The 24,698-nt window shown below is 73.1% G+C and carries 23 protein-coding genes; 6 read left to right on the forward strand and 17 right to left on the reverse strand.

Features of this window, described 5'->3' with window-relative positions; all coding sequences use genetic code 11:
- Nucleotides 1-7: 7 nt before the first annotated feature.
- The 9 genes from N4G70_RS19830 to N4G70_RS19870 form a co-directional block, all read right to left on the reverse strand.
- Nucleotides 8-1,033, reverse strand: a complete 1,026-nt coding sequence (locus N4G70_RS19830; RefSeq protein WP_399036112.1) for a glycosyl hydrolase family 18 protein — start codon at nucleotides 1,031-1,033, stop codon at nucleotides 8-10.
- Nucleotides 1,034-1,615: 582 nt separating this feature from the next.
- Entirely contained in the window at nucleotides 1,616-4,159 is a 2,544-nt protein-coding gene (locus N4G70_RS19835; RefSeq protein ID WP_261714001.1) for a SpoIIE family protein phosphatase, read from the reverse strand.
- Between the two features lie 166 nt (nucleotides 4,160-4,325).
- Nucleotides 4,326-4,730, reverse strand: coding sequence for an ATP-binding protein (locus N4G70_RS19840; protein WP_261714002.1), 405 nt, complete (start codon nucleotides 4,728-4,730; stop codon nucleotides 4,326-4,328).
- A 137-nt stretch (nucleotides 4,731-4,867) separates the two neighbouring features.
- Nucleotides 4,868-5,269, reverse strand: coding sequence for a (deoxy)nucleoside triphosphate pyrophosphohydrolase (locus tag N4G70_RS19845; RefSeq protein WP_261714003.1), 402 nt, complete (start codon nucleotides 5,267-5,269; stop codon nucleotides 4,868-4,870).
- Between the two features lie 88 nt (nucleotides 5,270-5,357).
- Nucleotides 5,358-5,540, reverse strand: coding sequence for an SPOR domain-containing protein (locus N4G70_RS19850; RefSeq protein ID WP_261714004.1), 183 nt, complete (start codon nucleotides 5,538-5,540; stop codon nucleotides 5,358-5,360).
- A 198-nt stretch (nucleotides 5,541-5,738) separates the two neighbouring features.
- Nucleotides 5,739-6,491, reverse strand: a complete 753-nt coding sequence (locus N4G70_RS19855) for a GntR family transcriptional regulator (RefSeq protein WP_261714005.1) — start codon at nucleotides 6,489-6,491, stop codon at nucleotides 5,739-5,741.
- 156 nt (nucleotides 6,492-6,647) lie between these two features.
- A complete protein-coding gene (locus N4G70_RS19860; RefSeq protein ID WP_261714006.1) occupies nucleotides 6,648-7,904 on the reverse strand; it encodes a DUF4190 domain-containing protein in 1,257 nt (418 codons plus the stop codon).
- A gap of 106 nt (nucleotides 7,905-8,010) precedes the next feature.
- Nucleotides 8,011-8,859 (reverse strand): carbon-nitrogen hydrolase family protein, encoded by an 849-nt coding sequence (locus N4G70_RS19865; RefSeq protein WP_261714007.1) that lies wholly within the window; start codon nucleotides 8,857-8,859, stop codon nucleotides 8,011-8,013.
- 43 nt (nucleotides 8,860-8,902) lie between these two features.
- A complete protein-coding gene (locus N4G70_RS19870) occupies nucleotides 8,903-9,349 on the reverse strand; it encodes a MarR family winged helix-turn-helix transcriptional regulator (RefSeq protein WP_261714008.1) in 447 nt (148 codons plus the stop codon).
- A 130-nt stretch (nucleotides 9,350-9,479) separates the two neighbouring features.
- Here N4G70_RS19870 and N4G70_RS19875 point away from each other — a divergent pair, with 130 nt between their 5' ends.
- The 3 genes from N4G70_RS19875 (at nucleotide 9,480) to N4G70_RS19885 (ending at nucleotide 11,743) form a co-directional block, all read left to right on the forward strand.
- Nucleotides 9,480-10,487, forward strand: a complete 1,008-nt coding sequence (locus N4G70_RS19875; protein WP_261714009.1) for an SMP-30/gluconolactonase/LRE family protein — start codon at nucleotides 9,480-9,482, stop codon at nucleotides 10,485-10,487.
- 140 nt (nucleotides 10,488-10,627) lie between these two features.
- A complete protein-coding gene (locus N4G70_RS19880; RefSeq protein ID WP_261714010.1) occupies nucleotides 10,628-10,825 on the forward strand; it encodes a hypothetical protein in 198 nt (65 codons plus the stop codon).
- Nucleotides 10,826-11,014: 189 nt separating this feature from the next.
- Nucleotides 11,015-11,743, forward strand: coding sequence for a thioesterase II family protein (locus N4G70_RS19885; protein ID WP_261714011.1), 729 nt, complete (start codon nucleotides 11,015-11,017; stop codon nucleotides 11,741-11,743).
- Here N4G70_RS19885 and N4G70_RS19890 read toward each other — a convergent pair.
- Complete coding sequence (locus N4G70_RS19890) at nucleotides 11,715-13,118, reverse strand: class II 3-deoxy-7-phosphoheptulonate synthase (RefSeq protein WP_261714012.1); 1,404 nt, start codon at nucleotides 13,116-13,118, stop codon at nucleotides 11,715-11,717. The genes N4G70_RS19885 and N4G70_RS19890 overlap by 29 nt on opposite strands.
- Before the next feature lie 278 nt (nucleotides 13,119-13,396).
- Between N4G70_RS19890 and N4G70_RS19895 the strand changes: the two genes are divergently transcribed.
- Together N4G70_RS19895 and N4G70_RS19900 are read left to right on the forward strand one after the other, a co-directional pair.
- Entirely contained in the window at nucleotides 13,397-14,908 is a 1,512-nt protein-coding gene (locus tag N4G70_RS19895; protein WP_261714013.1) for an anthranilate synthase component I family protein, read from the forward strand.
- Nucleotides 14,905-15,507, forward strand: coding sequence for an aminodeoxychorismate/anthranilate synthase component II (locus N4G70_RS19900; protein ID WP_261714014.1), 603 nt, complete (start codon nucleotides 14,905-14,907; stop codon nucleotides 15,505-15,507). The genes N4G70_RS19895 and N4G70_RS19900 overlap by 4 nt, the downstream gene beginning before the upstream one ends.
- 4 nt (nucleotides 15,508-15,511) lie before the next feature.
- On the opposite strand, the gene N4G70_RS19905 is transcribed toward N4G70_RS19900, so the two are convergent.
- On the reverse strand, nucleotides 15,512-16,930 hold the full coding sequence (locus N4G70_RS19905; RefSeq protein WP_261714015.1) for a PLP-dependent aminotransferase family protein: 1,419 nt from the start codon (nucleotides 16,928-16,930) through the stop codon (nucleotides 15,512-15,514).
- A 124-nt stretch (nucleotides 16,931-17,054) separates the two neighbouring features.
- Between N4G70_RS19905 and trpD the strand changes: the two genes are divergently transcribed.
- The gene (trpD, locus tag N4G70_RS19910; protein ID WP_261714016.1) at nucleotides 17,055-18,116 is read left to right on the forward strand and encodes an anthranilate phosphoribosyltransferase; all 1,062 of its coding nucleotides are present in this window, start codon (nucleotides 17,055-17,057) and stop codon (nucleotides 18,114-18,116) included.
- A 5-nt stretch (nucleotides 18,117-18,121) separates the two neighbouring features.
- On the opposite strand, the gene trpC is transcribed toward trpD, so the two are convergent.
- The 6 genes from trpC to N4G70_RS19940 all read right to left on the reverse strand — a co-directional run.
- A complete protein-coding gene (gene trpC, locus N4G70_RS19915) occupies nucleotides 18,122-18,922 on the reverse strand; it encodes an indole-3-glycerol phosphate synthase TrpC (protein ID WP_261714017.1) in 801 nt (266 codons plus the stop codon).
- Nucleotides 18,919-19,854 (reverse strand): ATP-binding cassette domain-containing protein, encoded by a 936-nt coding sequence (locus N4G70_RS19920; protein WP_261714034.1) that lies wholly within the window; start codon nucleotides 19,852-19,854, stop codon nucleotides 18,919-18,921. Before N4G70_RS19920 ends, trpC begins: the two co-directional genes overlap by 4 nt.
- 24 nt (nucleotides 19,855-19,878) lie before the next feature.
- On the reverse strand, nucleotides 19,879-20,097 hold the full coding sequence (locus tag N4G70_RS19925) for an MbtH family protein (protein ID WP_261714018.1): 219 nt from the start codon (nucleotides 20,095-20,097) through the stop codon (nucleotides 19,879-19,881).
- Between the two features lie 33 nt (nucleotides 20,098-20,130).
- A complete protein-coding gene (locus N4G70_RS19930) occupies nucleotides 20,131-21,363 on the reverse strand; it encodes a cytochrome P450 (protein WP_261714019.1) in 1,233 nt (410 codons plus the stop codon).
- An 84-nt stretch (nucleotides 21,364-21,447) separates the two neighbouring features.
- Nucleotides 21,448-22,269, reverse strand: a complete 822-nt coding sequence (locus N4G70_RS19935) for an ABC transporter permease (protein WP_261714020.1) — start codon at nucleotides 22,267-22,269, stop codon at nucleotides 21,448-21,450.
- Nucleotides 22,263-24,698, reverse strand: a 2,436-nt coding sequence (locus tag N4G70_RS19940; RefSeq protein WP_261714021.1) for an amino acid adenylation domain-containing protein, incomplete at its 5' end; no start/stop codon positions are given. The genes N4G70_RS19940 and N4G70_RS19935, both read right to left, overlap by 7 nt.

Raw genomic sequence — 24,698 nt, forward strand, 5'->3', positions numbered from 1 at the left:
CGGAGCGTCAGCTCCAGCCCTTGCGATACGCAGTCCAGTCCTCGTCGCGCTCGGCGAAGTCGACGTACAGGGCGAGGCCGAAGGTCCTGCGGTGGCGGTCGGTGCGGGCCAGGCCGAGCCGGGCGCCGCGCACGGCCGCCTGGACGGTCTCGGCCGAGCCGTGGTGGCTCATGCTCTCGTCGTCGTAGAACGGCAGTCCCATGAGCAAGTCGGTCTGCTTCGGCGTGACTTGGAGGGCCAGCGCGGTCTGGCGGGCGACATAGCCGCCGTACAGGCTCTGCACGGGCATGGCGGTGTCGTACGACATCACGGCGATCTGGTCGACGCGGCGGGCGACCTGGGCGAAGTACGCCTGCGACCACCACTTGCCGTGGCCGGTGAGTCCGTTCGCGGCCGAGTGCAGGGCGGGCAGCGGGTCTATCTGGTGCGCGGCGACGGACAGCAGGGCGCCGCGCGGCCGGGTCAGCGCGTGCAGCGCGTCGAGCAGGGCGAGGTAGTTCCGGTCGCCCGAGGGCAGCGGCTCCAGGTCGAAGTGGACGCCGTCGAAGCGGGCGCTGTCCAGGACCTGGCGGGCGGTGGTGACCACGGCGGTGCGGGTCGCGCCGTCGTCGAGCCGCAGCCCCACGGGGCCCTCGCTCGCCAACTGGTCGCCCAGCCAGGCCTGTACGCGGACGTCGGGCAGCCTGCGGTGCACGCCGGCCACGAGCCAGGCGGCCCGGGGGTAGCGGGTGGCGGGCAGGGTGCCGTCGTGGTCGAGCGGGCCGGTGTGCACGAACAGGTCCTTGATGCCGCTGCCGCGCACCTTGGCGGCGAAGGCGTCGAGGTCCTGCTCGGTCTTGCGGCCGTCGACCCAGGCGTGGCCGAGCCAGTACGCGTCGCGGCCGCGGGTTCTGGTGTCCTCGCCGGGGACGCCGGCGTACTGGGCGCGCAGGGCGGCTCCGGTGCCGGCGATCAGGAGGGCGAGGGTGAGGGTGGCCGCGGTCAGGCTCCGCCTCGTCCAGCGTCCCCCTCGGCCCTGCCACCACCGACGTATCCCGCCCACCCCAAACCCCTCCCCGCGCCACCGGCCCCCAGGCTACGTCCCCCTTAGCCCCCGCCAAACCACTCGCGCAGTTCCCCGCGCCCCTAACCCCTCTCTCAACTGCAGACCGTGCTCGCTCCTCGCGCAGTTCCCCGCACCCCTCAACCCGCTCTCGGCTACAGACCGTGGTCGCTTCTCGCGCAGTTCCCCGCGCCCCTAAACCCCCTTCGACCCGCGGACCATGCGTGGTACTCGCGCAGTTCCCCGCGCCCCCAAACCCCCTCTCGACTCCAGACCGTGCTCGCTCCTCGCGCAGTTCCCCGCGCCCCTAGGTGGGTCGGTGGGGGGCTGCCGTTGGAGCGGCGGGACTGTTCGGTGGGGCGGGGGCGGTGCTGTTGGGGGCGCGGGGAACTGCGCGAGTACCACCTGCGGTCCGCGGATTGAAGTGGGTTTTGGGGGCGCGGGGAACTGCGCAAAGAGCGACCACGGTCCGCGGGTCGAAGAGGGGTTAGGGGCGCGGGGAACTGCGCAAAGAGCGAGTACGGCCGCAGGGACGAGGGGGGTTGGGGGCGCGGCGGCCCCCGGAGGGTGGGGTCAGAACATGCTCAGGAGTTGTTCCTCCGTCAGCTCCGCCGGAGGCCCCGCCCCGTCCGGCAGCGCAAGCTCGAACCACACCGTCTTCCCCCGGGGGGTCCGCCGCGCACCCCACGCCGCACTGAGCAGACCCACGAGCTGAAGCCCCCGCCCGCCCTCGTCCGTGTCGCGGGCCCGGCGACGCCTGGGCTGGACGAGGCCCGCGTCCCACACCTCGCACACGAGCGTGCGGTCCCGGAGGAGCCGGAGCCGGATCTCCCCGTCGCCGTAGCGCAGCGCGTTGGTGACGAGCTCGCTGACCAGGAGCTCGGTCGTGTCGACGAGGTCACCGAGGTCCCAGGCGAGCAGTTGCGTGCGGGCGAGCTCGCGGGCCCGGCCCACCGAGCGGGGCTCGCGCGGCAGCCGCCAGTCGCCGACCGCGTCCACCGGGAGGCCCTGGATGCGGGCGAGGAGGAGCGCGATGTCGTCCTCGCCGTGCCGGGTGTCGAGCGAGCCGAGCACCTGGTCGCAGACGTCCTCCAGGGGCCGGTCGGGGTCGGTGAGGGTCTTGCGGAAGGCGTTGAGCCCCTCGTCGAGCGGATGGTCGCGGGACTCGACGAGGCCGTCGGTGTACAGGGCGAGCAGCGCCCCCTCGGGCAGGTCGACCTCGACCTCCTCGAAGGGTTCGCCGCCGACCCCGAGCGGCAGCCCCGGCGGCACGTCGAGGAGCATCGCGGGCTCACCCGGATCGTCGCCGGGCTCGACCAGGAGGGGCGGCAGGTGGCCGGCGTTGGCGAACGTACAGCGCCGGGTGACCGGGTCGTAGACCGCGTACACACAGGTCGCCAGGTACACCTCGGACAGGTCGGCGTCGGCGTCGCGGGACTTGTGGGCGACCCGGGAGGCGGGCTGGCTGCCGCCGGGCGCGCCAAGTCCCCGGGCGATCTCGTCCAGGTGCGAGAGGACCTCGGCGGGTTCGAGGTCGAGCAGCGCCAACGTCCTTACGGCGGTGCGCAGTTCACCCATGGCGACCGCGGCGCGCAGGCCGCGCCCCATGACGTCGCCGATGACGAGCGCGGTGCGGTGTCCCGGCAGCTCGATGACGTCGAACCAGTCGCCGCCGACCTCGGACTCGGCGCTGCCGGGCAGGTAGCGGCAGGCGATGTCGAGCCCGGCGGCCTCGGGGTCGCCGGGCGGCAGCAAGGAGCGCTGGAGGATCAGCGCGCGTTCGTGCTCCCTGCGGTAGAGGCGGGCGTTGTCGATGCAGACGGCGGCGCGGGAGGCGAGCTCGGTGGCGAGCGCCCGGTCGCGCTCGCCGAAGGGTTCGCTGCCCTTGGCGCGGGCGAACTGCACCAGGCCGACGACGGTGTCGTGGGCGACCATCGGGACGGCGAGGGTGGTGTGCACCAGGCTGCCGTCGGCGCCCCGCACGGTGTGCACCCGGGCGGTGCGCAGGGCGCTCGCGTACGGGGAGTGGAACCGGTAGCGGTGGAGGTCGCCCACCCCCACCTCCGCCTCCCCGTCGGCGGGCGGCCCGTCCGAGACGGCGCTGGCGAAGGCGACCCTGCGCAGTTCTCCTCGCCCGTCGGAGCTCCCGCCCGTGGGTTCGTCGCCGGCCAGCAGGGCCTGGTAGAGGTCGACGGAGGCCAGGTCGCAGAAGCCGGGGACGGTGATGTCGAGGAGTTCGCGGGCGGTGGTCTCCAGGTCGAGGGAGTTGCCCATGCGGGCGCCCGCCTCGTTGAGGAGGGCGAGGTTGCGGCGGGCGTCGGCGGCCTCGCGGGCCGCGTTGTGACGGCGGGTCACATCGGTGCCGAGGCCCGCGACGCCGATGGGGCGCCCGGTGCCGCTGTGCACCCGGTACAGGTTGATCGACCAGTGCCGGTGGTCGGAGCCGCCGGTCGCCGAGCCCACTATCCGCAGATCGGTGACGGACTCCCCGGTCTCCAGGACCCGGCGCAGCGCGGCGGTCATCCGGTCGGCCTCGGGGCGGCTGAGGTAGTCGTGGACGGTGTGGCCGCGGTGTTCCTCGGGGGCGCCGCCGAAGACGGTGGCGAAGCGGCGGTTGGCCCGCAGCACGGTGAGGTCCGTACCGAAGAGCAGGAAGCCATAGGGAGATTGACCAAAAATGGCCTGCGAGGCGGCCAGGTCGGTCTCGATGCCGCGCAGGGCGCGTACGTCCACGACGATACAGAGCGCTGCGCGTTCGTCGGTGGCCGTCCGGCTCGGCATGACGTAGAGCTCGGCGAGCCCCTGGGCGCGTTCGCCGCCCTCGGGCGTCGGCATGTGGAACGGGACGACGCCCGTCCACTCCTTGCCGTCGAGGATCTCGGCGACCCGGCGGTGGCCGCGCGGGCGCAGCTCCGGGGGCATGAAGGCCTCGACGGGGTCGCGGCCGATGACGGTGGCCGCGGCCAGGCCGAACTGCTCCTCGGCCCGCAGGCTCCACTGCTCGATCAGTCCGTCCGGCCCGATCGAGAACGAGGCGACGCGGATGTAGTCATAGATCGAGCCAGGCGGGCTGCTCTGCCACACGACATCGCCAGCCGTCTCAGGTATCTCGCTCACACGACCGTCCCCTCCAGCTCACCGCACCGGACCGGCCTTGACCGCAGTATTCAGCACTACGGCCCCAACCGACACGGCGTTCACGATCACATCCCGGTCTCGTTCTTTTCCAGCCGTTCTCGGCGGGGTCCCGTTCCCGGTCGTGATCGTCCGTCCCTCCCTCCTTCTAACCATGCAGAGCGAGCTCGAACCACACGGTCTTGCCCGTTCTGCCGCGGCGGGTCCCCCAGCGCAGCGCGGAACAGGCCACGAGCTGGATGCCACGGCCCCCTTCGTCCTCGATTCCGGCGGTGCGTTCGATGGGCGGATCCGGAAGGGGATCGGAGACCTCCACCAACAGCGTGCCGCCGTCGAGCCGGTCGAGCCGGACCCCGATGGGCCCCGAGGCATAGCGCAGGGAGTTGGTCACCAACTCGCTGACCAGGAGAACCGCGACGTCCACGGCCCCGGCGTCCAGGTGCCAGTCGCGCAGGGCGCCCCGCACGGCGTGCCTGGCGGTCCGTACGGCCCCCGGTTCAGCAGGGAAGGTCCACTCGGCGCACTCGCCCGAGGTGTCGATCACGCCGATCACCCGCATCCGATGGTTCGGGGGGTTTGAAAACGATTAACAGGCACATACCCGGAATTTGGTACGCCCTATCCCCAAGTGGGGCGTATGGCGGCACCGATCGCCGCTTGGAGTGGGCCCTGGAGTCGACCGCGCGGGGCTCAGGGGCGGCAGGCCGCGAGGATGCGCATGGCTTCGGTCACGGCCGGACGGTCCTGGGGCAGCCAGTCGACGGCGTCGGCCTCCTCGGGCGCGAGCCAGCGCAGTTCGTCGTGGTCCTGGAGCGGACGTGCCTCGCCGTCGAGCAGCCGGGCCGTCCAGGCGTGCAGGACGAGGCCGGGCGCGAGCGGCCACTCCCCCGCGATGCGGGTCAGCGGCTCGGTCTCGATGCCGAGTTCCTCGCGGAGTTCACGGACGAGGGCCTGCTGCGGGCTCTCGCCGGGTTCCACCTTGCCCCCGGGAAGCTCCCAGCGGCCGGCCAGCTCCGGCGGGGCGCTGCGCCGGGCGGCGAGCAGGCGCCCCCGGTCGTACACGGCCCCGGCCACCACCACGGTCTGGTTCATGCGCCGGAGCGTAACGCGCGGGCTCCCGAGGGCCCGCATCCCGCCGGGCCGGGGCACCGGCGGGCGGGGCGTCGCCGCTGGGCGGGGACTACTGCTGGGCGGGGGCGCCGATGTGCTCGACCCAGTAGAGCTGCTTGTGGCCGCGCTCGTCGAGGCTGTCCGCGATGCGCTGTGCCTCGGCCTGGGTGGCGTACTTGCCCACGCGGTACTGGTTGCCGTTGTCGTCCTGACGTATCACCAGCCAGCTGAGCACAGCGCCACTGTCGTTCATCACATCTCTCCCGGCATCGGCGTGCAGGTCAGTAAGCATCCCCAGGAAACCGCAATCCGCATATGCCCGAGCCTACGCCTGACCTTTACTCACCGGATATGGATTTACACAAAGAGATACGAATTCGGTCAACGGCGGCACATGCGAAAGGGGGCGCACCCCGTGGGCGCGCCCCCTTGGTCCCGTCGGCCGGGCCTGCTACCTCACCGGCAGGTGGTAGGCGATGCGGTAGCGGTCCGCCGGGACCACCACGTCGGCCGTCTCGACCGCGAGCCCCGAGGCGTAGTACGTCCGCTCGATGACGAGGACGACATGGCCGGGGACCCCGCCGAGCGCCAGGAGCTCCTCCGCGAGCCCCGGGCGCGCGCCGACCTCCTCGACCACGTTGTCCACCACGATGTCGATCGCGGCCATCCGCTCGACCACTCCGCACCCGCCCAGCGGCCCCTCCTCGGGCAGCATCACGGGGCTGCGGCCGGTGACCGCCAGCGGCTCCCACGACGTGGAGAGCATCATCTGCTCGCCCGCGTCACGGAATCCGTAGCGGGTGCGCATGACCCGGTCGCCGGGGCGGATGCCGAGCCGTTTGGCGATCTCGGCACTCGCCTCCTCCTGCTCGCTGCGCGACTCCCAGGTGCCGCGCGCGGCCTCCTCGGCCTGCTCCTGGCGGAACGGGCTCGCACCCTTGGTCGGCCGGTAGCCGGAGCGGGACACCCGGCGCGGCACCGGGCGCTCGCGCACATAGGTGCCCGAGCCCGAGCGGCCCTCGACCAGGCCCTCGGCCATCAGCACCTTGCGGGCCTCCAGGGCCACGGTGTCCGAAACCCCGTACTCCTCGCGGATCCTGGCCTGCGAGGGAAGTCGGGTGTGCGGCGGCAGCGAACCACTCACGATCTTCTGCCTCAGATCGCTGGCTACGCGCAGATAGGCCGGCTGCTCACCGAAAGTCACTGGCCACTCCCATCAGGTTGACAGACCGCAACAGCGTGGCAACCGTGGGTTGGCGACCGCAAGCAAAGGCCAAACATTCACCCGAAGTGATGAAGCGCCCTTACCCAGCGCGTACCCGCGGTACAGCGGGTACGTTCTGCCCCTCCCGGGGCCTTCTCAGACGCTTTTGGAACCATCGCTTCCGGAACCGCCGCCGGTGCTCCCACCGGTGCCGCCCCCGCCGCCGCTGCCCCCGCCGGAGCGGTCGTCGGTGGAGGGCGGGGTGGTGGCGAGGCCGAGGGCGCCGCGCGCGGCGATCTCGACCGACTGCTTCATCGCCGCGTCCGCCGCACCGGAGTGCAGGTAGTAGGCGTCCGCGTCCAGGGCGGAGGCCGCCTTCAGCCACTCCTTCTGCGCGATCCTCATGCCGTCGATGTACGGCTGAACGGAACCGGAGACCCGGGCGGGCCAGGCGTGCTTCGCCAGGATGCCGACATAGGCGTCCATGGTGCCGGAGACCTTGATCGCCCACTTGTTGAACCCCGGCAGGTCGTCCTCCACCCGGTCCTCGTCGGGGGCCTCGGCCATCACGCGGTCCAGGGCGTTCAGGGCGTCGAGGAACGCGACCTGGTCGGCGTCGAGCGTGGTGATGTCGTTGCGGACCGAGCCCGTGAGCTTGCCGTGCTCCGAGGCGAAGGCGCAGGTGACCGAGTGGTCGCCCTGCCCCCAGCTCCGCGAACTCGGCGTGTAGTAGTAGGCCTCCGCGTCGGCCGGTACCTTCCACCGGTCCATGGCGTACGCCTGCTCCAGCTTCCAGCACTTGCTGTCGGCCTGGGCCGCGATGGCGCTCTGGCCCGGGAAGGAGGTGTCGGTCAGGCGGAACGAGCCGGACACCTCGGCGTCGTGCTTGCCCGCGCACGGCACGATCCGTACCGAGACCACCTCGCGCTCCAGCTTGCCGCCCGGCACGTCGAAGCAGTCGCCCTTGCGCAGATCGACGGTGTCGCGGGAGTTGGCGACGGAGTCGTTCCAGCCGTCCTTGAAGTCGCGCCAGCCGTCGGCGAATCCACCGGAGGCGATCGTGACGGCCAGCAGCACCGTGCTGATCGTCGACAGGACGAGGCCGGTGATGGCCATGCCCTTGCCGCGCTGCCCCTTCTTCTTGATCTGCCCCAGCGCGAACGCGCCGAGGATCAGACCGAGCGGAGGTATGCAGCAGAGGATGCCCGCGATCAGGGACCCGATGGCCAGACCGCTCACCGGCGGGCGCTGCGGCGCGGCCGGATACGGGTACCAGGGGCCGGTGTTCATCGGCTGCCCCGGGTAGGGACCCGGCTGTCCCCCCGGCGCCTGGTGCGGCGCGGGCCAGCCGTACCCCTGCCCCGGCTGCGGCTGGGGGGGCTGCCCGGGTGCGGGCGGCGGCGGTATCTCCACGGGCGTGGTGCTCCTCGTCGGGCGGTGCGAACGGTTGCGCGAATGCGCATCGTACGCGGACACCCGCGGGGCAACGGCCGCCGGGCTCGCGCCGGGTGGGCCCCGCTCAGCCCGTCGGGGCCGCCCCCAGGACGGTGCCAGCCCGGGCCGCCAGGGGACGCAGGTCGCGCAGCATGGGCTCCGCCTCGCGGGCCGCGCGCAGGCGCTCGGGGAGGAGATCGGCCAGGACGAGCTCCTCGTCGGTGGGGCCGCCTTCGGCGACCAGGCGCCCGTCCGGACCCCACACCGCGCTGGCGCCGCAGGCCCGCCGGCCGCCGGTCACGCCGACGTGGTTGGCGAGCACCGCGTACACCGTGTTGTCGAAGGCCCGCGCCGGGAACCAGATCCGGGACTCGTGGTGTCCGTTGCCCTCGCCGAACAGGGCGCCGACCACATACGCGTGGCAGCCGTCGAGCGCCGCGGCGCGGGCGTGCTCGGGGAACCCGGAGTCGTAGCAGACCCCCAACCCGAGCCGCCAGTCGCCCACTTGGAGCGTGGCCCCCGCGGTGCCGGGCCGGTAGAGCGTCCGCTCCTGCTGGAACAGGGTCTGCTTGTCGTAGCGTCCCGCGTAGCCGGTCGCGTCCAGGACGAGCGCGGAGACATACAGCTCCCCGCCGTCGCGCACCGCCGCTCCGACCACGGCGGTGACCCCGCCCGCACGGCAGGCCTCGATGACGGGGGCGAGCCGGGGGTCGCCGGGGCGTACGGCACAGCGCTCGGGGTCCGCGCGGATCAGTTCGGGCTCGTAGCCGCTGAGGAACTTCTCCGGGAACACCACGACGCGCGCCCCGCAGGCTCCGGCCGCGCGCAGCGTGCGGGCCGCGGCGGCCGCGTTGGCCTCGACCTCGCCGGGGACGGACCGGGTCTGGGCGGCGGCGACGCGAAGAGGGGTCGCGGGGAGGTCGAAGGTGGTCACGGGCCTCGACCCTATCGCGCGCCCGCGCGGCGACCGCCGCCGGTCAGGCGCTCGGCCTGGCCTTCTCCAGGAGGGTGACGCAGCGCCCCAACAGGCCGACCAGGGTCTCCCGTTCGGCGTCGGTGAACTCGGCGGCCAAGGCCCGCTCGACCCGCACCGCCCGCGCGTCCGCGTCCGCCATGACGGTGCGCCCGGCCTCCGTGAGCCGGGTCTCCAGGACGTTGCGGTGCCAGGCGTGCGGGGTGCGCTCGATCAGGCCGCGCTCCTGGAGGTTCTTCAGGACCGTGTTCATGGTGGGCGGCGTGACCCCGCACAGCCGGGCGAGCGCGGCGGCGGAGATGCCGGGGCTCTCCTCCAGGTGAAGCAGCGCCGCGTACTGCGCCACGGTCAGGCCGGCGGGCTTGAGCACCGCGTGCTTGGTCGCGTTGAGGGCCTGCTCGGCCCGCTTGAGATGCGCGCCGAGCCGCTCGGCCGCGGGCAGGGAGGTCATCTCCGCATGCTACGGCCCTTCCACCATGAGCAGCGATTCGAGGATGCGAGCATTGACGAACATTAGAGCTCTAACTTACGTTCATACCCGTTCGACCATTCGACTCGTTCACCGACCGAGAGGCACCACCGTGTCCCGTTCGACCCAGCGCCGCACGCTCCCCGCCGCCCTGGCCGCCGCCGCGGCCGTGCTGGCCGTCCTGCCCCTCACCGGCACGGCCCAGGCGGCGCCGGTGGGGGCGGCCAAGGTCTCCACCGCGTTCCAGCTGCCGGGCGCCCGCGTCTACCCCGAGGGCATCGCCGCGGACCCGCGCACCGGCGACGTCTACGTCGGCTCGTACACGACCGGCGCCGTCTACCGGGCCACCCCCGGCCATCGCGCCGCCCAGGTCTTCCTGCCCGAGGGCGCCGACGGGCGGCACACCGCCAACGGCCTCAAGGTCGACCGGGCGGGCCGGCTGTGGGTGATCGACTCCACGGCCGGCGTCGCGGTGTACGACGTGCGGACCCGCGCGCTGCTGGCCCGCTTCGACGCCCCCGCGGCCGATGCCCGCTTCCTCAACGACCTGGCCATCGGGCCCGACGGCACCGCGTATGTCACCGACAGCGTCCGGCCCGTCGTCTACCGGGTCACCCCGGCCGAGCTGGCCCGTGCCGAGGCGCACGGCCGCCGAGCCGAGCTGTCGGTCGGCCACGACCTGTCCGGCGCCATCCCCGCGCACCCGTCCGGCAGCTTCACCCTCAACGGCATCGTCGCCGACCCGGCGGGCCGCTTCCTGCTCACCGTCGACATGACCGGCGGCGGCCTGTACCGCATCGACCTCCACGACGGCTCGATACGCCAAGTACCGCTCCAGGGCGGCGACTTGGTGAACGGGGACGGCCTGGAGCTGGCACACGGCACTCTGTGGGCCGTGCAGAACAAGAGCGACACCCTCACCCGCTGGCACCTCTCGCCGGACGGCACATCGGCGCGGCTCGAGCGCCGGATCACCGACGACTCCCTCCAGATCCCCACCACCGTGGTGCACACCGGCGGCCGCGCACTGGTGGTCCGCTCCCAGTTCGACAAGGGCGGCCCGATGGGTCCGGGCATCCCCGAGACACCGTTCACCGTGGCGTACGTCCGCGGTTTCTGAGGCCCCCCACGCCCCGAATACGGTCCGTTACGGCTGGGAATGCGGTGAATGTCCCTCCGTGCCAGGCTGGTCGAGGCTCGGCGGAGCCGCGGGAACAGCCCCGGCCCCCAGCCCCTCACACCCCGTAGGAGTGAACCCGGATGGGCATCAAGGACCAGTTCCAGGACAAGGCGCAGGATCTCGCGGACCGAGCCGGCCAGGCGATGGGCTCGAAGAAGGACGAGGCGCGGGACCGCGCCCGTCAGGCCCAGGACAAGGGCCAGGACACGGGCCAGGACGAGACCCGGCGCGCCCAGCAGGAGGAGCAGGACCGCTTCGACCAGGACTACGACGTCTGACGAGGCACGCTCCGCCCCCCTGAGGTGAGCGGCGCACCCGCGGCACCGGGTGCGCCGCTTTCACGTGCCCCCGCCAGGAGCGGCCCGGCGTCAGCGCCCCGTCAGCCCCCGGTCAGGTCCCGGTCAGTGCCCCGCTGGATCATGGACGGCGCGTATGCACCGTCCCGTCGCACCGGTCCTGGGGGGCCCATGGTCTGGATACAACGCGTCGCGCCGAGGCCGTTCGCGGCCCGGCGGGTCGTCTGCTTCCCGCACGCCGGGGGGTCGCCGTACTTCTTTCAGCAGTGGGGCAAGGCGCTCGGCGGGTTCGAGGTGCACGCGGTGTGCTACCCGGGGCGGGCGGAGCGGATCGCGGAGGAGCCCGCCGGTCAGCTGATCCCGATGGCGCGTGAAATCGCCCGCGAGGCGGCCGACTTGATGCGTGAGGACGACCGGCCCACCGTCTTCTTCGGCCACAGCATGGGCGCCGTCGTCGCGTACGAGACGGCCGTGGCCCTGGCGGACGACCACCTGGCGCCGCACCACTTCTTCGCCTCGGGGGCGCGGGCCCCGCAGTTGATGCGGCCCGATCCCGGCGCGCGCTGGGACGACGCCTCCATCGCGGCCGCCCTGGTGGAACTCGGCGGCACGGACGCCGAACTCCTCGACAATCCGGCCTTCGTGGAGTTCGTCCTGCCCTACATCGGGGCCGACTTCCGGATGCTCTCCTCGTACGCGCCGGCCCCGCGCGCCCCGCTGGACTGCGCGCTCACCGCGCTGGTCGGCGAGGACGACCCCCGGGTGACCCGCGACCAGGCGTCCGCCTGGCGGGAGACGACCCGGGGCGCCTTCGCGGTGCGGACGCTGCCCGGGGACCACTTCTATCTGGCCCACCACCCGCCCTTCGAGATCATCGAAGGCTCCTCGGCCGGGCGTTGACCCGGCCCCGCTCGCGGTACATCCGGGCCAGCCGGAACGCCAGGTCCAGGGACTGAGTGTGGTTGAGCCGGGGGTCGCACGCCGTCTCGTAGCGGTGGTGCAACTCCTCGGCGAGCACCGCGTTGCCGCCACCTACGCACTCGGTGACGTCGTCGCCGGTGAGCTCCACATGGATGCCGCCCGGGTGACTGCCCAGGGCGTCGTGCACCTCGACGAAGCCGCGCACCTCGTCCAGGATCGCGTCGAACCGGCGGGTCTTGTGCCCGCTCGCTGCGGTGATCGTGTTGCCGTGCATCGGATCGCTGACCCAGCAGACCTGGGCGCCCTCGGCCTGCACCTTCTCCACCAGGGTGGGCAGCACGTCCCGGATCCGTTCGGCGCCCGCCCGCACCACGAAGGTCAGCCGGCCGGCCTCGCGCTCCGGGTCGAGGCGGTCGAGCAGGCCGAGGACGGTGTCGGGCCCCGCGCTAGGGCCGAGCTTGACCGCGATGGGGTTGGCCACCCGGGAGAAGTACTCGACGTGTGCCCCGTCCAGGTCCCGGGTGCGCTCGCCGATCCACAGCAGATGGGCGCTGGTGGCGTACGAACGGCCCGACTCGGCCTCGGTGCGGGTCAGGGCCGCCTCGTAGTCCAGGAGCAGCCCTTCGTGGCCGACGAAGAACTCGGCGGTGCCCAGCTCCCGGGTGTCGACCCCGCACGCCTTCATGAAGGCGAGGCTGCGGTCGATCTCGTCGGCGAGCTCCTCGTACTGCTCACCCACGTGCGAGTCGGCCACGAACCCCCGGTTCCAGGCGTGCACTTGACCCAGATCGGCGAAGCCGCCGGTGGTCAGGGCGCGCACCAGGTTGAGGGTGGTGGTCGAGGCCTCGTACATGGCCCGAAGGCGCGCCGGGTCGGGGCGGCGGGACTCGGCGGTGAACGCGAGGCCGTTGACCGCGTCGCCCCGGTAGGAGGGCAGCGTCACGCCGTCGCGCACCTCCTGGTTCCGGGAGCGCGGCTTGGCGTACTGCCCGGCCATCCGGCCGATCTTGACGACCGGCAGGGCGGTGGCGTGGGTGAGCACGACGGCCATCTGCAACAGCGTCTTCAGCTTGCCGTGGATGGCGTCGCTCGTGGTGCCCGCGAAGGTCTCGGCGCAGTCGCCCCCTTGCAACAGGACGGCCTCGCCCCGGGCGACCGCCGCCATCCGCCGGCGCAGCAGATCGCATTCGGCGGCGAACACCAGGGGCGGCGCCTTCTCCAACCCGGCGGTGACGGCCCGTAGTTCGGCCGCGTCGGGCCACTCGGGCTGCTGAGCCGCGGGCCGGCCGCGCCAGGATTCGGCGGCGCTGTCGGCGGACGCCTGCGTTGCGGTGTCCCAGATGCTGTTTCTCATGACTGCCTCCGATACGGCGGACAAGGAGGGAGAGCGGGAGAGCGGGTGGAAACGGAAAGCGGAGAACGGGAAAACGATCGGGGCGGCCCGCCGGAACCGGGCCGATATCAGGTCAGCCCCATCGGGCCACCGGGGTCAAGCGAATCCCGAGTGGTCCGTACCGGGCGCGGCCAATTGGTCTGGCAGGGCCGATGGTTCCGCTGATTTGCTGGGCATGGCCGAGTGGTCCGCGTCGGCGAACAAAGCCCCCGTCGTTCCGAATGCAGGAGGAGTTCATCATGCCGGAATTCACCACGATCGGTGTGCGGGTCACCGATACGGCGCTGCCGCGTCATGACCCTCTCGATCTGTACGTCCGGCTGCGCGAAAACCTGGCCGCCGACGACGTATTCCTTTTCGAGAGCGTGGACGGCGCCGATCCGGACCGCCGTTGGGCCGTCGTCGGCGTCGGGCGGCTCGCGGAGATCCGGGTGCACGACGGCCGTCTGGAGATCGACGGAGCCGCGCGGATCGCCGGGGCGCTGGCCGGGCGGGCCGTGGCGGCCGGGATGGCGGACCACACCGTCGAGGGCGGGGTGCACCGGCTGACCTTCGGCTCCGCCGAGCAGATGTGGGACGTGCTGGCCGGGGCGCAGCGGCTCTTCGAGGTCGCGACGGACATCCCCTCCACGTCGTACGCCTTCGGGTTCCTGGCGACGTTCGCGTACGAGTCGGCCTGGCACATGGAGACGCTGCCCCGGCGCACCAAGGCGGCGGGCGGCCCGGACATCACGCTCACGCTCTTCCGGGACACCGTCTGGTACGACCTGGTCGGCGGCGGGGTGCGTCAACTGGCCGCACAGAGCCGGGCGTTCGTGGACGTGCCGCGACGCGCGGACGTCTCCCTCGCCGCGGGCCACGCCTGGGGCGCGCGACGCGACGGCGCCCAGGTCCCGGTGCCCGAGGCGCCCGCGCCGAGCTCCGTGCGCGACAGCGTGAGCCGCGAGACCTTCCTCGGCTGGGCCGAGCGCTGTCTCGAGCACATCAGGGTCGGCGACATCTACCAGATCCAGATCGGCCACCGCATCGACGTGCGCACCGCGTTGGAGCCGGTGGACGTCTACCGGCGGCTGCGCGCCCGCAACCCCTCGCCGTACATGTATCTGATGCCGCGCGCCGGGCGCACCCTCATCGGGGCGAGCCCCGAGCTGTTCTACCGGATCGAGGGCGACGAGATCACGATGCGGCCGATCGCCGGCACCGCCCGGCGCGGCCCGGACGACGAGGAGAACCAGCGCCGCGTCAAGGAGATGCGGGCCAGCACCAAGGAGCAGGCCGAGCACATCATGCTGGTCGACCTGTGCCGCAACGACATCGGGCGGGTGACCCGGCCCAGCACCCAGCCGGTGGACCGGCTGATGGCGGTGGAGACGTACTCCCATGTCTTCCACCTCGTCTCGACGGTCTCGGGCCGTCTCGAAGCGGGCGTCGACACCTGGCGGGCGCTGCGCGCCACCTTCCCGGCCGGCACGATGACGGGCGCCCCCAAGGTCCGCGCCATGGAGATCATCGACACCCTGGAGCAGGAGCGCCGGGGCAGTTACGCGGGCGCGGTGGGCCTGGTGGACGTACGGGGCTGGAGCGAGCTCGCGCTGACCATCCGCACCGTCGAGTACGACGGCCGGACGTACTCCACCCAGAGTTCGGCGGGCATGGTGGCCCAGTCGGAGCCCGAGTCGGAGTGGCGCGAGACGCTGGCGAAGATGGGGGCCGCCTACTGGGCGCTCACCGGTGAGGAGCTGTCGTCATGAAGGTGCTTCTGATCGACGCCTACGACAGTTTCGTGCACATCATCGACCAGTATCTGCGCACCCTGGGGGCGGACACGGAGGTCGTGCGGTCCCACACGCACACCCCCGACGAGCTCGCCGCCCGGGCGCCGGATGCGGTGGTGCTCGGCCCCGGACCCGGCCACCCCGCGCGCTCCGGCCATGTGGAGCTGGTGCACCGGTTCGCCGGGCGGGTCCCGCTGCTCGGGGTGTGTCTGGGCCACCAGGCGATCGCGCTGGCGCACGGTGGCCGGATCGAGGTCGCCGACCAGGTGATGCACGGCCGCACCAGCACCGTGCGGCACGACGGCGGCGGCCTCTTCGAGGGGCTCGGGCACACCCTGGAGGTGACCCGCTACCACTCGCTGATCGTCGCGGAGCCGCTGCCCGAAGAGCTGGTGTCCACGGCCGTCGCCGTCGACCACGGCTATCTGATGGGCCTGCGCCACCGCGCCCTGCCGGTCGAGGGCGTGCAGTTCCACCCGGAGTCCATCACCACCACCGGCGGCCTCGCCATGCTGGACAACTTCCTTTGCGGCGCGGCCGGTTGGCGCTCCGAGCGGCCGCTCGTACGGGCCTGAACCGTCACCTGCGGGCGGCCAGCGCCAGCTCCCGTACGGCCTCGGCCACCCCGGAGCGCGGCAGGTGGGCGTGGCCGACCACCAGGGCGGGGGCGCTGCGGCCGGGCCCGGCGTGGAAGGGCGCGGCGCCGCGCACCAGCACGGAGCGGCGCCCGGCCCGGGCCACCAGGGCCGCCTCGTCGGTGCCCCGGGGCAGTTGGAGGTAGGCGTGCAGGCCGGCGCCCCTGCCGAGCACGGCGGCCCCGGGCAGATGTCTGCGCACCGCCTCCTCCAGGGCCTCCCGGCGGCTGCGGCCCAGGGAGTTGAGGCGGCGCAGATGGCGGTCGAAGAGGCCGGTGCGCAGGAGTTCGGCGAAGGCGAGCTGGGTGAGGGTCTCGGTGCCGAGGTCCTGTCGGGCGCGGGCCCGCAGCAGCAGGTCGAGCATCGGCGGGGGCGCCGCGAGCCAGCCCAGGCGCAGCCCCGGCGCGAGGGATTTGCTGGCGGTCCCGGCGTAGACGACCCGCTCGGGGTCGGTGCGCTGCAACGCGAGCGGCCGGGCGCCGCGTTCGTACCACAGGCCGCCGTCGTAGTCGTCCTCGATGATCCAGCCGTCGGTGTCGCGGGCCCAGCGGGCCAGCGCCTCGCGGCGGCGCACCGAGAGCGTGACACCGGTCGGGAACTGGTGGCCGGGGGTGACCAGGACGGCGCGGGCGCCGGACGCGGCGAGGGCCGCGACGTCGATGCCCTCGGCGTCGACCCGTACCGGCACGGCCCGCAGCCCGCTCTCGCGCACGAACTGCCGCTGGCCGGGGTGGCCCGGGTCCTCGACGGCGAGCGCGTCGATGCCGATCCTTGGCAGCACCGCGCACATCAGACCGAGCGTCTGCGCGAAGCCCGCGACCACCATGAGCCGGTCGGGCGAGGAGCACACCCCTCTCAACCGGCCCAGCCAGCGCGCGAGTTCGAGCCGCAGGTCGGCCTCGCCGACGAGCGAGGGGTAGTCGTGCTCGGCGGGTCCCGCCCGGTGCAGGACCCGCTGGTAGCAGCCGAGCCACTCGCGCCGGGGGAAGGCCGGGAGGTTGCCGCCGCTGGGCCGCAGGTCCCAGCGGACCGGGTGGGCCGGCGCCGCCTCGCGCGGGCCGCCCCGTCCGGGCTCTTCGAGGAGCGCCGGCACCACGGGCTGCTCGGCGCCGAGATGGCGTACGACGCGGGTGCCGGCGCCCTGGAGCGCCTCCAGATAGCCCTCGGCGACGAGTTGGCCGTACGCCTCCACGACCACGCTGCGGGACACGTCGAGGTCGTCGGCGAGCCGGCGGCTGGACGGCAGCCGGGTGCCGGGGTGCAGAATTCCCTGCGCTATTTCGCGTTTGATGAATTCCTGGATCTGCGAGGTCAGGGAATGCGACGAGTCCCGGACCACTTCCACCGCCATGTGCAGGGCCATCGGCCCCGCCCCCCTTCACCGATTGGACCGTATGAGTGGTCGGCCAGTGGTCTGGAAGGCGCTGTGCACGCCGCACAGAATGGGTCGTGTACCCGTCCACTGGCGCCGTTCGAGGAGATTCCCCGTGACTGCCGAGCCGCAGGGCCGTACCTGGCCGGAATTACTGAACTCGCTTCTGGAACGAAGGGATTTGAGCACCGAGGAATGCGCCTGGGCCATGGACCAGGTGATGTCGGGAAGTGTCGGTCCCGCGCGCCTGGCCGCTTTTCTGGTGGCGCTGCGCGCCAAGGGCGAGAGCGTCGGCGAGATCGAGGGCCTGGTGGGCTCCATGCGCCGCCACGCGGTGCCGCTGGAGGTGGCCGGTCCCACCCTCGACATCGTCGGGACGGGGGGCGACGGCTCGAACAGCGTCAATGTGTCCACCATGTCGGCGGTCGTGGCGGCCGCCGCGGGAGCCCGGGTGGTCAAGCACGGCAACCGTTCGGCCTCCTCCGCCTGCGGCTCCGCCGATGTCCTGGAGGAGCTCGGGGTGGCCCTCGACCTGGAACCCGAGGTGGTCGCCACCGTCGCCGAGGAGACCGGCATCACCTTCTGCTTCGCCTCGCTGTTCCACCCGGCGATGCGGCACGCCGCCGCGCCGCGCCGCGAGCTGGGCATCCGTACCGTCTTCAACGCGCTGGGTCCGATCGCGCACCCCGCCGACCCGACCGCGCAGGCCGTCGGTGTCGCGGACCTCCGGCTGGCGCCGCTGCTCGCCGAGGTGCTGGCCCGCCGCGAGGTGTCGGCGCTGGTCTTCCGGGGCGACGACGGGATGGACGAACTGACGGTCACCACTACCTCCACCATCTGGTCGGTCGTCGGGTCCGGGGTGCGGCGCGAGTCGTTCGACCCGCGCGACCTCGGTATCGCGTACGCCTCCCCCGACGCCCTGCGCGGCGGGGACCGGGCGCACAACGCGCGGGTGGCCCGGGAGGTCTTCGACGGGGCGCGCGGGCCGGTCAGGGACGCGGTGCTGCTCTCGGCGGCGGCGGGTCTCGCGGCCCTGCGCCCCAGCGGGCGCCCCGTCGCGGGGCGGCTCGCCGAGGGCGTGGCCGAGGCCGCCGAGGCGATCGACTCGGGGGCCGCGGCGGCCCTGTTGGAACGGTGGACTTCGGTGACCGCCAAGTACGCGGCCCAGGGCGGCTGATCGGGTCAGGCGGCGGGAGCGGTCCGGCCCGCCGCCACCAGCGCGGCGACCGTCGCGCTCGGGTCGGCGCCGGTCACCGCCGCCTCGCCGACCAGGACGGCGTCTGCCCCGTGGGAGGCGTACGCGAGCACATCGGCGGGGCCCCGGACACCGGACTCGGCGACCCGCACCACGTCCTCGGGGAGGGCCGGGGCGAGCCGCGCGAAGGTGGAGCGGTCCACGTCGAGGGTGCGCAGGTCGCGGGCGTTGACGCCGACGACCCGCGCCCCGGCCCGCAGCGCCCGCGCCACCTCGAAGGCGTCGTGCACCTCCACCAGCGGGGTGAGCCCGATGTCGAGGGCCAGGGCGTGCAGCGCGGTCAGGGCGGGCTGCTCCAGGGCGGCGACGACGAGCAGCACGAGCTCCGCGCCGTGCGCCCGCGCCTCCCACACCTGGTAGGGGTCGACGACGAAGTCCTTGCGCAGCAGGGGTACGTGGACGTGCGCGACGACCGCGTCCAGGTCGTCGAGCGAGCCGCCGAAGCGGCGCCCCTCGGTCAGCACGCTGATCGCGGCGGCCCCGCCCGCCTGATAGGCGCGGGCGAGCGCGGCCGGGTCCGCGACCTCGGCGAGCGCGCCCTTGGAGGGGCTCGCCCGCTTCACCTCCGCCACGACCCGTACGCCATCGGTCCCGCGCAGCAGCGCCGCACAGTCCCTTGCAGGACCGGCCGCCTCCGCCCGCCGTCTCAACTCGCCCAGCGGTAGGCGGAGTTGACGTACGACGAGGTCGGCCCGGGCCCCGGCGACGAGCCCGTCCAGGGTGTTCATGACGCCGGGCCTCCCGTGAGCTGGGCGAAGACGTCGTCGAGGGTCGGCCGGCGCAGCGCGAAGTCGGACACCGTGATGCCCGCCCCGCGCAGCGCGACCGCCACGTCCGCGACATCGCCGAGACCGTCGTCGAGCAGGATGGACACCCGGCCCTTGTCGGTGTCCACCGCCGGGGCAGTCGTGAGCGCCGGGCCGAGCGCGGTGAGCACCGCGCCGACATCGGCCGGCGAGGAGACCGTCAACTCCAGCCGGTCGCCGCCCACTTTGCGCTTCAGTTCCTCGGGCGTGCCGTCGGCGATGACCCGGCCGGAGTCCACGACCACGATCTGGTCGGCCAGGATGTCGGCCTCCTCCAGGTACTGGGTGGTCAGGAGCAGCGTCACTCCGCCGTCCACGAGCTCCCGGACCAGGCCCCACAGCGCGATCCGGCTCACCGGGTCGAGGCCCGTGGTGGGCTCGTCGAGGAACAGCACGGGCGGGGAGGTGATCAGACAGCTCGCCAGGTCGAGCCGGCGGCGCATGCCTCCGGAGTAGGTGTGGGTGGGGCGGTGCGCGGCGCCCGCCAGGTCGAAGCGCTCCAGGAGCTCGTCGGCCCGGCGCCGCGCGGCCCGCCCGCCGAGGTGCAGCAGCCGCCCGAGGAGCACCAGGTTCTCGTGCCCGGTCAGCACCTCGTCCACGGCGGCGTACTGCCCGGCCAGGCCGATCCGCCGGCGCACCTCGGCGGGTCTGGTCACCACGTCGAAGCCGGCCACCTCGGCGTGGCCGCCGTCCGGCGGCACCAGCGTGGTGAGCACCTGCACCGTGGTCGTCTTGCCCGCCCCGTTCGGTCCGAGCAGGCCGAGCACGGTGCCGGCCCGGACGTTCAGGTCGATGCCCGAGAGCGCCTCGACGCCCCGGTACTTCTTGCGGATGCCCTCCGCCCGGATGGCCATCTCCACGTCAGCCGCCCCGTTCCCTCAGCGCACCGAGTCTTGGGTCCGCTCCCGCAGAGCGCGCGGGCGCATGTCCGTCCAGTGCTCCTCCACATGGGCCAGCGCGGTGGCGTGCGGGCTCGCTTCGAGCACCACCGTCCAGCCGTCGGGGACCGCCGCGAAGGAGGGCCACATGCTGTACTGCGCCTCGTCGTTCACCAGGACGCGGAAGGTGCCGTCCTGGTCGTCGAAGGGGTTCGCCATGTCGTCGCTTCCGTTCTCTCGGGATGGGGGCCGTCAGGCGTGGGGGGCCCGGCCGAGCCGGACCGGCAGGCTCGTGTAGCCGTACACGAAGTTGGAGTAGAGGGTCTTGGGGTCGCCGAGGATCTCGATGGCGCCGACCTTGGTCCGCAGCGCGGCGAGCATCGCCGAGACGTGGGTGCGGCCCAGGAACGCGCCCAGGCAGAAGTGCGGGCCGTGCCCGAAGGCCACGTGTTTGTTGGGGGTGCGCGCCAGGTCGAAGCGCTCGGGCTCGACGAAGGCGTCCTCGTCGAAGTTGGCGGAGCTGTTCCACAGGGTGACCACGTCACCCGCGGCGATGGTGCGGCCGCGCAGTTCGACGTCGGTCAGGGCGCGGCGGCCGAAGTGCATGGCGGGGGTGGTCCAGCGCAGCACTTCCTCGGTGGCCGTGTCCAGGTCGGCGCCTTCGCGCAGCGCCTCCCACTGCTCGGGGTGCTCGGCCAGGGCCAGCACCGCGCCGACCGAGGACATCCGGCTCGACTCGTCGCCGCCGAGGATCAGGCTGTAGCAGTTGAAGACGATCTCGTCCTCGCTCAGCGGGCGGCCGTCGACGATGCCGGTGGCCAGGGCGCTGAGCACGTCGTCGCCGGGGTGACGGCGGCGCTCGGCGGCGAGCGCGGAGAAGTACAGCAGGATCTCGTTGCGGGCCAGCCACTCCTCCTCGGCGCCGTGCTCCGAGCTGGTGCGGGACAGGGTCTGGGTGTTCCAGTGGACGAGCTGTTCGCGGTCCTTCTCCGGGATGCCCATGAGGTCGCCGATGGTGTTGATCGGTATGTGGTCGGCGAGGTCGGTGACGAAGTCGAAGGAGCCGCGCTCCAGGGCCTCGTCGAGCAGCGCGTCGGTGCGCCGCCGCACCCCCTCGACGACGGGGGCCAGGACCCGCGGCGAGAAGGACTTGAGCATCAGGTTGCGGATGTCGCGGTGGCGCGGGCCGTCGGTGACGGCGAGCATCTTGCCGGACGCCGAGTCCTGGCCCTGGAGCAGGGTGGCCAGGACGTTGCCGCGCTCGGAGGTGAACCGCTTGTTGTCGCGGTACACGGCGAGCACGTCGGCGTGCCGGGACAGGACCCAGAACGGAGGTGCTCCCCCGGTCGCCGGATGCAGGTGGACGGGTTGTTCGGCCCGGAACCGGGCCCACATCGCCCGCAGGTCGGTGCCGGCGAAGGTGCCCGGGTCGGTGAGGTCGATCCGGTCCAGGTCAGGTGCGATGGACATGGCCTGTGCCGCCATGACGTCCCCCCTTGGTGATGGTCAATTGCCGTGTGGTGCGGATGAGTTGGGGCGGCTCGGTCGCCTGGGGTGGCGCGGTCCGGCTCACCGGGCGGCCGTGCGGTAGCGCCGCAGGCTCAGGACCACGGTGAGGACGAACACCGCGCCGAGGGACACCACGAGCGCGAGGGAGGCGTGTTCCGAGGGGAAGCTCCCGCCGGTGGAGGTGGGGTTGCCCCAGAGTTCGCGGGTCCGGGTGACCACGGCGCTGACCGGGTTCCACTCGGCCAGGGCGCGCAGCCCCGCCGGGAGGCGGTCCACGGACTGGAAGGCGTTGGAGAGGAACGAGAACAGCACGGTCACCAGGCCCGCCACCACGTTGATGGTCTCCAGGTTGCGGGAGAACAGGCCCAGCAGGACGCCGACCCAGAGCATCGCGTACATGAACAGGGCGAGCAGGGCGAACCCGGCGAGGACCGGGAGCGGGCCGTTGTCGGGCCGCCAGCCGAAGAGCACGCCGAGCAGCGTCACCACCGCGAGGCCGATCAGCCCGACGGCGAGATCGCCCAGGGTGTGGCCGATGAGGACGGCCGGCCGGGAGATCGGCAGCGAGCGGAACCGGGCGACGAGCCCGCCGCGCAGGTCCTCGGCGACGGCCACGGCGGTCGGCCCGATGCCGGCGAGCCCGGCCTGGGCGGCGACCCCGGCGAAGATGTACTCCTGGTAGCCGCCGCCTCCGGTGACCGAGAGCGATCCCCGGAAGAGGTAGCCGAGCACGATCATCGACACCAGCGGGTTCATGATGATGCCGACCAGCCGGCCGGGGGCCCTGCGCAGCCGCCGCAGCCGGCGGCCCGCCACGGCCAGCGACTCCACGACCAGCGCCAGGGGCGCCGCGGGCCTGCGTATCTCCACCAGCGTCACCATGACCGCTCGCCCTCCTCGGGTGCGTTGTGGGCCGACGGGGCGGCCGGGGTGTGGTCGAGCCGGTCCAGCGCGGCGTCCAGGACGCGTCCGACGACGGCCTGCGGTCCGGGGTGCATCAGGTATTCGTGGCCGCAGTCGATCCGGTGGACGCGCAGCTCGCCCTCCACATGGGCCTCCCATCGGCCGGTGAGCTCGTCGGCCTCGTCCGGCGCGTACTCGCGGGTGGCGAGGAGCAGATGCATGTCGCCGGCGAAGCGGCCCGCGGTGAAGCGGTCCATCAGCTCGCCGTGGGTGCGGGCCAGGCGCAGCAGGCGCGGTATGCCCTGTTCGCCGAGTTCGGCCAGCGGGTGGTTCATCCGCCGGAGCGCGTCGAGGACTTCGGCCGGCGTCACCGTCCGCCCGGTGAACTCCTCACGGCTGCGTCCCAGTGCTTCGAGGGCCCGCAGCAGCAGCTCGCGGTCGTCCTGGTCGCCTTCCTCGCGTGCGGTCCGGCCGGGGTAACCGTCGAGGTTGGCGAGGAAGTCGACCTGATCGCCCGCCTGTTGGAGCTGTACGGCGATCTCGTGGGCGAGTACGCCGCCGTAGGACCAGCCGAGCAGCCGGTAGGGGCCGTGCGGCCGCAGCTCCTTGATGTGCCCGATGTACTCGGCGGCCACCGCCGTGATGTCGCTCGGCATGGGGGTGGCGCCGCCGGCCGCGGTGGACTGGAGTCCGTAGAGCGGGTGGCGCCGGTCGAGGTGTCCGGCGAGCCCGACGTAGGGGAGGCTGAAGCCGAGCCCGCTGTGGACGAGGAAGACCGGCGGGGCGTCGCCGCCCGGCCGGATCGGCAGGACGGGGGCGAACGGGTCGAGCAGACCGTCGGCGGCCGGGGCCGCCTTCTCGGTGCGGACGGCGAGTTCGGCCACCGTGCGGTGCAGCACCACATCGGCGACGGTGAACCGCAGCCCCGCGGTCTGGGCGCGGCTGACCAGGCGGACGGCGAGCAGGGAGTGGCCGCCGAGGTCGAAGAAGCTGTCGTCGACGCCGACCCGGTCGACGCCGAGGACCTGGGCGAACAGACCGCACAGCGCCTCCTCGACGGGGTCACGGGGCGCCCGCGAGGAGGCGGCGGCCGTGAAGTCGGGTGCGGGCAGCGCCCGCCGGTCGACCTTTCCGCTCGGCGACAGGGGCAGCGCGTCCAGCTCCACCACCACCGGCACCATGTACTCCGGCAGGGAGCGGCCCACGAACTCCCGCAGCACGCCCGCGTCCACGCCCGCCGATCCGGCGGCCCCGACCACGTACGCCACGAGGACGCCACCGCGGCCGCCGTCGGAGCGGGCCACCACCACGGCCCGGCCCACCGTGGGGTGGGTGAGGAGCACGGACTCGATCTCGCCGGGTTCGACTCGGAAGCCGCGCACCTTGATCTGGTCGTCCGCGCGTCCCACGAACACCAGCCGCCCCTCGGCCGTCCACCGCACCACGTCTCCGGTGCGGTACATGCGGGCTCCGGGGGGCCCGAAGGGGCAGGCCACGAACCGCGAGGCGGTCAGGTCCGGCCGGCCCACATAGCCCCGGGCCAGGCCCGCGCCCGTCAGATACAGCTCGCCCCCGACCCCGACCGGCACGGGGCGCAGCGCCTCGTCCAGGACGAGGGCGCCGGTGTTCCACACCGGGCGGCCCAGCGTGACGGGTTCGCCCGCGGCGAGTTCGGTGGCGGTCGACCAGATGGTGGTCTCGGTCGGGCCGTAGAGGTTGGTGACCTCGGCGGCGTGCGCGGTCAGGGTGTCGGCGAGGGACTGCGGGAGCGCCTCGCCGCCGACCAGGACGCGCAGCCCCTGGACGGCTTCGGGGTCGCGCAGCACCAGTTCCTGCCACAGGGCCGGGGTCGCCTGCATCACGGTGACGCCGGCGCGTTCGATGAGCGCGGTCAGGGCCGCCGGGTCCAGGACGACACCGTCCCCGCCGATGACGACGCCGGCCCCGGACAGCAGCGGAAGGTAGAGCTCCAGGCCCGCGATGTCGAAGGACCAGGTGGTGACGGCGAGCAGCCGGTCGGCCGGGCCCATCGGGAAGCGCTCGCCCATGGAGAGCAGGAAGTTCATCAGGTTGCGGTGCTCGATCATGACGCCCTTGGGCCGTCCCGTGGAACCCGAGGTGTACAGCACATAGGCGGGGTGGGCGGGCCGCAGGGGCGCGGTCCGCTCCCCGTCGAGGGGGTCGGCCGCGCTGCGGACGGCCAGCGCGGTGACGGTCCCGGGGTCGTCCAGGACCAGGCGCGCGACGCCCGTCTCGGGCAGGGCCGCCGCGGTCGCCGTGTCGGTGACCAGGAGCGCGGGGCTCGCGTCGCCGAGGATCAGCGCGATGCGCTCGCCCGGATGGGCGGGGTCGATGGGCAAGTAGGCGGCGCCGGACTTCTGGACCGCCAGCAGGGCGACCACCATCGT

The organism is Streptomyces sp. ASQP_92, from assembly GCF_025399895.1.
Taxonomy (GTDB): Bacteria; Actinomycetota; Actinomycetes; order Streptomycetales; family Streptomycetaceae; genus Streptomyces.